The 7627-nt window shown below is 55.3% G+C and carries 7 protein-coding genes; 5 read left to right on the forward strand and 2 right to left on the reverse strand.

What is annotated here, in order from left to right:
- The coding region (locus ACWVCN_RS07890; protein WP_455245018.1) for a SulP family inorganic anion transporter at window positions 1–232 on the reverse strand (232 nt) is incomplete at its 3' end.
- A gap of 124 nt (window positions 233–356) precedes the next feature.
- Here ACWVCN_RS07890 and ACWVCN_RS07895 point away from each other — a divergent pair.
- A complete protein-coding gene (locus ACWVCN_RS07895; protein WP_455245019.1) occupies window positions 357–1373 on the forward strand; it encodes a DUF3179 domain-containing protein in 1017 nt (338 codons plus the stop codon).
- Window positions 1374–1807: 434 nt separating this feature from the next.
- Here ACWVCN_RS07895 and ACWVCN_RS07900 read toward each other — a convergent pair whose 3' ends face one another.
- On the reverse strand, window positions 1808–2512 hold the full coding sequence (locus ACWVCN_RS07900; protein ID WP_455245020.1) for a Crp/Fnr family transcriptional regulator: 705 nt from the start codon (window positions 2510–2512) through the stop codon (window positions 1808–1810).
- 531 nt (window positions 2513–3043) lie between these two features.
- Here ACWVCN_RS07900 and ACWVCN_RS07905 point away from each other — a divergent pair.
- The 4 genes from ACWVCN_RS07905 to ACWVCN_RS07920 form a co-directional block, all read left to right on the forward strand.
- Window positions 3044–4231, forward strand: coding sequence for a methyltransferase domain-containing protein (locus ACWVCN_RS07905; protein WP_455245021.1), 1188 nt, complete (start codon window positions 3044–3046; stop codon window positions 4229–4231).
- Window positions 4232–4241: 10 nt separating this feature from the next.
- On the forward strand, window positions 4242–5282 hold the full coding sequence (gene arsS, locus ACWVCN_RS07910) for an arsenosugar biosynthesis radical SAM (seleno)protein ArsS (RefSeq protein WP_455245022.1): 1041 nt from the start codon (window positions 4242–4244) through the stop codon (window positions 5280–5282).
- Window positions 5283–5287: 5 nt separating this feature from the next.
- Window positions 5288–6421 (forward strand): anion permease, encoded by a 1134-nt coding sequence (locus ACWVCN_RS07915; RefSeq protein WP_455245023.1) that lies wholly within the window; start codon window positions 5288–5290, stop codon window positions 6419–6421.
- 152 nt (window positions 6422–6573) lie between these two features.
- Window positions 6574–7627, forward strand: a 1054-nt coding sequence (locus ACWVCN_RS07920; RefSeq protein WP_455245024.1) for a PstS family phosphate ABC transporter substrate-binding protein, incomplete at its 3' end; no start/stop codon positions are given.

The following is a 7627-nucleotide window of genomic DNA, read 5'->3' on the forward strand; positions in this document are numbered from 1 at the left end:
CAGCCATCACAACCGTCATCGGACCGGTCGGGCCGGACACCTGCGCGGGAGTTCCACCGAACAGAGCAGCGAACAAGCCGACATAAATCGCCCCGTATAATCCAGCGGCAGCGCCGGCACCGGAAGCTACCCCGAAGGCCAAGGCGAGCGGCAGGGCCACCACAGCCGCCACGAGCCCCCCGTAGAGGTCTCCTTTGAGATGGTCAAGGGTAAGTCCTCGAATCAATTCCATAAACGGCATTCTGGGGAGATCATGGCTCGATTACAAGACATTCAAGCCAATCACACAGCACGGTTTCTTGCCCCTGTGAGCTTGCTTACAGACCGGTCGGGAAGATTCGACTACTATTGTTTCAATGAATGATATTCAACCGACACCTGATCAGGGCACCCTACAACACGGCCCTTCATTGCGGGCACGCCTCCTTTCGCCTCGCTGGCGATGGACCTTGCTCGTCGGCGGCGGTGCCTTACTCGTCCTCGCAGCATGGCTGGGATTTGGAAGGCACGCAAAATCGGAGTTCGATCTGAGGCGTCATATCGTCCCGCTCGAACAGATTGTAGAAGGAGGACCAATCAAGGACGGAATCCCTGCCATCCTCTCGCCTCGATTCGTCTCGGCAAATGACGCCCCCTATCTCGAGGATCATGATCGGGTGCTCGGGTTGAGCCTGCGAAACACGTCGAAGGCGTATCCCATCAAGATTTTGAATTGGCATGAAGTCGTCAACGATGTCGTCGATGGGAAGGAGGTACTTATCACGTATTGTCCGCTCTGCGGAACCGGGATCGCTTTCGACGCGCATGTTTCGGGCGTTCGACGTACGTTCGGGGTCTCAGGACTTATCTATCAAAGCAATGTGCTTTTGTACGACCACCAAACCGAAAGCCTCTGGTCACAAATCGGGATGCGGGCGGTGGCCGGCCCGCTCACCGGAGAAACACTTAGACCGATCTTCCTGGAACATACCACGTGGGCTGATTGGCGGATGACACACCCGGACACTCTCGTTCTCTCGACAAAGACCGGCTCGATTCGGAACTACGAACGAGACCCCTATACAGAATATGCGGAGAACCCCGATTTATTCTTCGACACGACGCACTTCGATCCGAGCTATCACCCCAAGGAATGGGTAGTGGGCATCGAGCACAACGGGTTGGTTAAAGCGTACCCTTTTACCGAGCTCAAGAAGGCCGATTCTCCCGTTACCGATGAGCTCCACGGGGAGACCGTCACGATACAATTTAATTCCCGCTCGCGGAGCGCCTCGGTCATCGATGCTGAGGGGAAACCTATCCCTTCCGTGACGGCCTTCTGGTTTGCCTGGTACGCCTTTCATCCAAGCACAAAGGTCTTTCGTGCGAAGTGAACACCTCCAATGATGAAACTCTTGCGTCTGCTCATCGAGCAAAGGCTGAAGAGTGCCGAAGCCAAGTTCCACACATCGCTCTCGTGCCTCCGGCAGATTGCCAGAACGTCATTGCCCCATTTTCTGATGTTTATGACGATCATACCGGTCTCTAGGTTCAGGAAAGTCCTCAAAGCGGAGCCTTACCATATTGCGCGGATAACCACAGCCCGCCACGAAGGGTGCGGGTCCTGTCTGCAGTTGGAACTGGCATTAACAAATGAGGCAGGAGTCGGCAAAGCAGTGACCCGGGCGGCAGCGGAGGGGAACTCCCACCGACATCCTCCCGAGTTGGCCGAGGTCTATGATTTTTCAGAGGCCGTGCTGCGCGGGCTCGACACATGGCTAAATATCGGGAACGAAGCGCACGATGAGCCGACCAGGCAGGACAGGCCCTACGTCGCGATCCGCAGGAGGTTATCGGGTTTCAGGATCGTGATGGTGCGACCTTCCAACCGGATGAGACCGTGTTCACGAAAATATCCCAGTGTCGCACTCACTGTTTCTCGGCTGCATCCAATGAGGTTTGCCATCTCCTGATGAGTCAGCTTGGCGCGGAGGCGAGATTCACCTTCCTTAAGTATTCCATCCTCTTTTCTCAACTCCAAAAGGAGGTGGGCAAGTCGCGCGGGCACGTCACGAAATACCAGGTCTTCGACCCGACTCTGAATTCTCCGTAGCCGCAGACCGATGAGTTTGGTCAACTTGACCGTCACATCAGGATGCCTGGCCAAATACCGATCGAAATCTTCGCGCCCGATAACACAGATCAACGTATCGTCGAGCGACTCGGCCGTCGTGCCGCGTGGAATCCCTTCGAGGACTTCCAGTTCCCCGAAAATATCGCCTGGCTCAAGGATCTCGAATGTGACTTCCTTGCCATGATGATCGGTACTGGCGATCTTCACCCTCCCCTGCTTCAGCAAGTAGACATAATTGCTCGGATCTCCTGGCAGATAGAGCGGCTGCCGCTTCCTGATCGCCTCCATACGCGTGATCCGTTCCATCTCCTGCATCTCTACAGGAGTGATCCCGTCGAACAGACGAATGTTCTTCAGGAACCAGAGCTTACTTCTACGTGTTCCGGCAGGCTCCATCATGTCACAGCCTACGTTCTCTCCTCACTCGACTCACTGCAACCGCTCGTATTGCCGCCTGTCTGCTACAAATCCCCCGTGGCTCGCATCTTCATTGCCGGAAGGGTCACAGCATTCATCGGGGTATCTTCCTCCACAAGACCATTCCTGTGCAATAATCTCCGACATGGGCATATACCTCATCCGGTGAGAGGGACTGCGGCGCGTTCTATCGCAAAACACGATAAAGATACCCACACAGCGTCTCCGCCAGCGCCTCCGCGTGAGGCCAGTAACTCTCACTGGATTTGAGGCCGATCCATGGCTGTTTCTTCCATCCCTGTGTAAGATTGTCTGAAAAACAGCGACACTACCAAGTGGTAGACCGTTCAACAGAAATCTTGGGCCCTTGTAAGCCACCTCACAGATTGTTCTTGGCCATTTCGATCAAGAAGTTGAGGGTGCATGACCACGGCAAAGATCACGATTGACCCCGTGAGGGCTGGATTGATACATAGAGCAATCGAAAGACCCTCTTAGACTGTAGAGGACCCTATGCCAATCGATGAAATCACTCGAAGAGTCAGCGATCGTTATGCCAAAGCGGCCAGTGCGGGTGAGCAGATGTGCTGCCCGACCAACTACGACATGTCCGATCTCAGGTCGTTTATCCCCGATGAAGTCCTCAAGATTTCATACGGCTGCGGGACGCCGGCTGGGCTGAAGACTGTGATCCCCGGAGAAACTGTGTTGGACATCGGCTCAGGTGGAGGAATCGATTGCTTTGAAGCGGCCAGGCTGGTTGGACCAACGGGTCAGGTGATCGGCATCGACATGACCGACACAATGCTGGAAATCGCCAGACGGAATGCCCCGATTGTCTCCGCCAACCTCGGCTATTCCTCGTCCAATGTGGAGTTTCGCAAGGGAATGGCCGACGCGATGCCGGTCAACGACAATACAATCGATCTGATTATTTCGAACTGCGTGATCAATCTGGCGCCGGATAAACGGAAGGTTTTCAGGGAAATGTATCGCGTGGCCAAACCGGGGGGACGATTCACGATCTCAGATATCGTCTCAGACCAAACGGTTCCGCAGTACATGGTTCATGATGCCGAGAAATGGGGTGACTGCCTCTCTGGCGCCCTCACATTAGATGAATACATGGCCGGAATGGTCGAAGCGGGATTTCTCGGGATTCATCTCGTGAAGTTTTCGCCCTGGCAGGTTATCGATGGGATTCATTTCTTCTCCGTAACGTTGACGGGCTACAAAATGGAAGAGGCGACGACCACTTTGATGGCCCGCTATGCGACGCTGTGCGGACCCTTTAGCCGCGTAGTCGACGAACGAGGGACCAGTTACCAGCGAGGCATTCCCCAGCCGGTAGATTCCGAAACGGTGGCGCTCATGAACCAGCCACCACTCGCCTCTTATTTCCTGCTTTCGCAGGAACCCTGCTGGCTCGATCGAGAGGACCCTCGATGGAGGTCGGTGTTACCGCTGCAAGCGCCCTGTGTGTGGCGTGGAGACTTTGCCCTGCTGGCTGGTCCGTTCCTTGAGGTTGCCGACGACGATCATCATGTCTACCGGCGCGGCGTGCCCCTGGAAGTATGCTCAAAAACCGTCAACGTTTTGGAAGCCAATGGCTACCATCCGCACTTCGCCATCATCAATCGTGCGGCGGACGCCGTTAGCGGGGATGCCGTGACCTGTTTACCGAGCGGCGGCTGCTGTTGAGGCACCCGAGATGGCACTGACCTTAGTGGGCCGAAGCAATCCCCTTGCTTCCGCAAGGGAACAGCTCCGTATTCTCGGGCAATCGACAGCCCTTCCTCCCTTCGAAACCAGACTCGAGCAAGCAGGCCTCTTGCCGCTGTGCGCAACGGGAATCACCGTTTTCCAAGTTAATGTGGGCAAGCTCTGCAACCAAACCTGCCGCCACTGTCACGTGGACGCAGGACCGGACCGCACCGAGAGCATGTCGCGTGAGACAGCGGAACTCTGTATCTCCGCTTTAGCGCAAACCGACATTCCTACCGTAGACATCACCGGCGGGGCGCCAGAGCTGAATCCAAACTTCCGCTTTCTCGTTGAACAAGCCCGTCGCCTTAATCGCCATGTCATGGAACGATGTAACTTGTCAGTGCTCCTATTGCCCTCGCAAGCAGATCTGGCGGATTTCCTGGCAGCCCATCAGGTGGAAATTGTCGCGTCCCTCCCCTATTACCGCGCCACCCAAACCGATGCACAGCGCGGCGAGGGGACCTTTGAAAAATCCATTCAATCGCTCCGCCTGTTGAACAAACTCGGCTACGGCCGTCCCGACAGCGGACTTCTGCTCAATCTGGTCCACAATCCGGTCGGAGCATTTCTTCCGCCCAAGCAAGAAGCGATCGAAGCGCAGTTTCGGAAGGAGCTTCGCACAAGGCATGGCATCGAGTTCAATCATCTATACACCATCACTAATATGCCGGTCAGCCGATTTCTCGAGTTTCTCGTGGAGAGCGGCAACTACGAGGGCTATATGGAACGGCTGGCGAACGCATTCAACCCCGCGGCGGCTGCCGGCGTCATGTGCCGCTACACCCTCTCCGTCGGCTGGGACGGCATGCTCTATGATTGCGACTTCAATCAGATGCTGGAGCTGACGGTCGACCACGAAGCTCCGGCACATATCAAAGACTTCGATCCTGACAGACTCAATCGACGCCGAATCGTCACACGCAACCATTGCTACGGCTGCACGGCCGGCTCGGGTTCTTCGTGTGGAGGAGCCGTAGCTTCATAACGGCCATGGAATTATCATTTCTCCTCTTCCTTCTCGTCTTCATCCTCGCCTACGCCAACGGCACCAACGACGTTTCGAAGTCGATCGCCACGCTGGTCGGTAGCGGCGTCACACACTATCGCGCGGCCATCATATGGGGAACGATGTGGACTGTCGCAGGAGCTGCTGCGGCAGCCATGATCTCTGGGGAAATGGTCAGGACCTTTAGCCAAGGCCTTCTTCAAACGGAAGCGGGTATTGATCCGTCTTTCGCCGTAGCCGTCTTACTCGGCGCGATGGGTTGGGTGTTCTATGCCTCACGAACCGGCCTTCCGGTTTCCACCACCCATGCATTGACCGGTGCCATCATCGGGACAGGCCTGGTCGGGGTTTCCGGAGAGGTGGTTGTGTGGCCAGCTATCGGCCATAAGATCGTTCTCCCTCTCATGGCAAGTCCATTTCTCGCATTCGCGTTGTCCCTTCTGTTACATCCTGTCATGCGCGTGACTGCTGCACGGTGGGAAGGGTCCTGCCTCTGCCTGATGCCGGGTCCACGAGCCCTCGTCTCGATTGATGCGCAGGGCGAGACGCGCACGCTCTTTCAAACGACGTCGTTCGGCTCTCCGGTCGTGGCGGTACCTTCACAATGTGATCGTGCAGGAATCCAAGGCTGGATCGTGGGGCTCGACACGGTCCATTGGATCTCGAGCGGGCTCACTTCCTTTGCGCGAGGCGCGAACGACGCTCCCAAAATAGTCGCGATGGTCTTGCTTGGCATGGTAACAGCTACCTGGCCCAGCACATCGTCGAAATGGGCCGCGTTCGGAGGTGTTGCCCTCGCCATGGGATTGGGGAGCTACATCGGCGGCCGGCGCGTCACGGAGGTGCTCGCTGAGAAAGTCACACGCATGGACCATACTGAGGGACTGTCAGCCAACCTGGCGACTTCGACACTAGTCCTCACTTCCGGATGGCTAGGATTGCCGGTCTCAACGACCCATGTCAGCAGCTCGGCCATTATCGGCATAGGTCTCAGAAAGGGACCCAGAGCTCTGGAATGGACTACTATACGGGATATGGTTCTCGCCTGGATCGTTACCCTCCCCGTTTCCGCCCTGCTTTCGATATCGACCTATCTGTTTCTTGAAAAATTTCTGTAACCTATTTCAATTTCGCGCGACACCAACATGATTGTCCTCCTTGCACCCGAGAGGACCATCAAGACACTCGAACGTCGAGCAACGTACAGACCTGTACTATTGGCATCACCACATTTGACCTTATTCCCTTGAACGCTCATTGCGGAGAACTTATGGCGGCGCCCAGCTGGCAAGCGAAAATTTTTCTGGCCTCTCTCATGACTCTGATCTGCCTTGCCATTCGTCCAGAAATTGCAGCGGCGAACCACGACGAGGTTTCACATTCACATAGATCGACCATTAACCCAGAACACAGCTTTTGTAACTGCTTCTATGATGAGCTCGAAGGCCGGCTTAGCATCGCAGGGTCTGCCGATCTGTATCCTTTGCTCAACAGATTGGCTTTCCAGTTCATGAGGATTTACCCCGACGTTCATATCGCAATCGAAGACGTCAGGTTGCAAGCTGCGATTCGAGAGTTTCAGTTCGACCTGTCTTTTCAGCGACGAGGCGACAAGGCACGTGCAAAAGGCACTCAAGGCGCAAGCCAGGTCAAGATTCTCGCCTCCTCTCGGCCTCTGACCGAAGAAGAACTGTTTCGCTTTGAGAGCTACCATGGTTATCTCTCTCTGAGAATCATTTTGGCCGTTGATGCCATTGCTTTCTACGTCAATGGTGAGAATCCTTTGCCCTACCTGACCGTGTCACAACTAGACAAACTGTTTGGCAACGGATCTAAACCGGGAAATGATTCGGCTTCGACATGGCAAGATCTTGGGGTGTGGGGATGGGAAAATTCGTCTGAGCAAATTCATCTGATTGGTGATGGTACCAAACACTACGCTGAAGCCTTTTTTGCAAGCTCCATATTGTCAAATCGAAATTTCAAGAAGGGTATCGTCCTAAAACAGCCTGGTTCTGCCTCCACAGTGGTGGCGGTCGCACAGGACCCCTCGGCCATCGGATACGCCGGCGTCGGGTCCAATACTACGTCAGTTCGTGTCGTGCCAATCGCGATCGAGGAGGGGGATCAGGCCATTCTTCCTACATATGAGAATATCGTTAGCGATCGTTACCCCTTGAGCCAACCCATATTTCTTTACATCAACAAAGTCCCGGACGGCGAGCTGAGACCCCTCGCTGCAGCCTTCCTCTCCTTTGTGCATAGCAAAGAGGGACGGGAGATCATCACCCGAGCTGGCTACGTTCCCATGACCGCCGGCCAAA

This window comes from Petrachloros mirabilis (assembly GCF_975968855.1).